The 1,995-nt window shown below is 68.1% G+C and carries 3 protein-coding genes; all 3 read right to left on the bottom strand.

Features of this window, described 5'->3' with window-relative positions; translation table 11 throughout:
* The coding region (locus IV098_RS11820; RefSeq protein ID WP_296889353.1) for an ABC transporter permease at positions 1 to 770 on the bottom strand (770 nt) is incomplete at its 3' end.
* A complete protein-coding gene (locus IV098_RS11815) occupies positions 767 to 1,438 on the bottom strand; it encodes an ABC transporter ATP-binding protein (RefSeq protein WP_296889352.1) in 672 nt (223 codons plus the stop codon). The genes IV098_RS11820 and IV098_RS11815, both read right to left, overlap by 4 nt.
* A partial coding sequence (locus IV098_RS11810; protein WP_296889351.1) for an efflux RND transporter periplasmic adaptor subunit occupies positions 1,435 to 1,995 on the bottom strand: 561 nt, incomplete at its 5' end. The genes IV098_RS11815 and IV098_RS11810, both read right to left, overlap by 4 nt.

Here is a 1,995-nt window from a genome sequence, read left to right as displayed (position 1 = left end):
GCGTCCTGGGTGATGACGGTGACGTCTTCCTCGCCGTCGTGGCGCTGCGTCAGCACGTGTGCCATCGCCTGCTTGAGCGGCTCGATGGCGCTGCGGCTGTTGGCTTCGACCAGAATGCGGAACAGCGTCTCGGTGTTGAACAGCGCCTGCGCGTCGTCCACCGGAATGATCACGATCTCGTCGGTGTTGAAGCCCATCGATTCGCCCTGCTTCGACAGCACGCCGGTTACGCGGAAGCGGCGGTCGCCGAGGCGCACGCGCTGGCCGATGGCGTCGCCGTCGGGAAAGAAGTCGCGCGCCAGCGCGCTGCCGATGACAACCTGCGCCGTGGTGCCGTTGAAACGGCCGTGCGCCAGCGCCATGTGGCGAATCGGCAGCAGGTCGGCGTTGCTGCCGAGCACGGTGACTTCGCGCAGACGGCCGCCGGACGCGAGTTCGGCGATGCCGACGTTGAGAGGTGCATAGCGGCGCACGCCGGGCAGCTGGCCGACCGCCTCGGCATCGTCCAGCGTGAGATCGCGCGGCGTTTGTCCAAGCGCCGCGCCGACGAAACCGCCGCTGGTTTCGGCGCGCCCCGGCAACACGATGACGAGGTTGGTGCCGAGCGAGGCGAACTGGTTCACGACATAAAGCCGCGCGCCATCGCCCAGCGCGGTCAGCACGACCACCGCGCCCACCCCCAGCGCCATCGCCAGCACGATCAGCAGCGAGCGCGTGCGTGTGCTGGCGATGCTGGCGAGCGAGAGACTGAGGGTGTCGCGCAGTTTCATGTTTCGTCGGCGACGATCTCGCCGTCGCGCATCGCAATGTGTCGATGCGCACGCGCGCCGAGTTCGCGGTCGTGGGTGACGACGATCAGCGTGGTGCCGCTGTGGTGCAAGCCTTCCAGCAGCGCCATCACTTCGGCGCCGATGCGGTGGTCGAGGTTGCCGGTGGGCTCGTCGGCCAGCAGCGCAGTGGGACGTAGGATGGTGGCGCGCGCGATCGCCACGCGCTGGCGCTGGCCGCCAGAAAGTTCGGCCGGGCGATGGCGGGCGCGGTCGGTGAGGTCGAACGCATCCAGCGCCGCGTCAACCCGCGCGCGGCGCTCGGCCGGGGCGATGCCCTCCAGGATTAGCGGCAGCTCGACGTTTTCTGCCGCAGTGAGGCGCGGTACCAGATGGAAGGACTGGAATACGAAGCCGATTTTTTCGCGCCGCACGCGCGCCTGCTCGGTTTCCGACAGCGCGGTGACATCGCTGCCGTCGAGCTCGTAGCGGCCGCTGTCGGGACGGTCGAGCAGGCCGATGACGTTGAGCAGGGTGGATTTTCCGGAACCCGACGGCCCCATGATGGAGACGTATTCCCCGGAAGCGATATCGAGGTTGATGCCGTTGAGCGCGCGCACTTCCTGGTCGCCCATGCGGAACACGCGGGTGATGGCGGCGAGGCGGATCATGGCGCGGTTTTATCGCCTTGCCGGGGCCTGACCTTGACGCCGGCCTTGACGTTTTCGTCGTCGAACGCCAGCAGCACGCGGTCGCCGGCTGCCAGGCCGTCGAGCACTTCGGTGTAGGCCCAGTTGGCGAGACCGGCTTTCAGCGTGCGCGTTGCCAGCGTGTCGTTTGCGCCCAGCACCAGCACGCTGCCGTTCTGCTGGATGGCCTGGGTCGGCACGCGCAGCACATTGTCGCGGCGTTCGATGATGGCTTCGATGTCGGCGCTGTAGCCGACCAGCAAAATCTGCTTCGGCGGCGTGTCGAAATCGACTTCGACGTCGACCGTGCGCGCCTGTTTTTCCACTTCGGTGACATAGGGCGCGATGCGCCGCACGCGGCCGCTGAACGACTGGCCGGGCAGGGCGTCGAGGGTGATGCGCGCGGGCTGGCCGGGCTTCAGCCGCGGCGCGTCGACTTCGTCCATCGGCGCGCTCACGTACAGACAGCTGTCGTCGATCAGGTCGACCGCGGGCGGGGTGGGAATGCCGGGCGGCGAGGGCGTGGTGTACTCGCCGAC

It is taken from the genome of Thiobacillus sp. (assembly GCF_018780105.1).
Classification (GTDB): Bacteria; Pseudomonadota; Gammaproteobacteria; order Burkholderiales; family Thiobacillaceae; genus Thiobacillus.
Note: the sequence above shows the minus strand (reverse complement) of the source record. Positions and strands in the feature narration are given on the sequence as shown.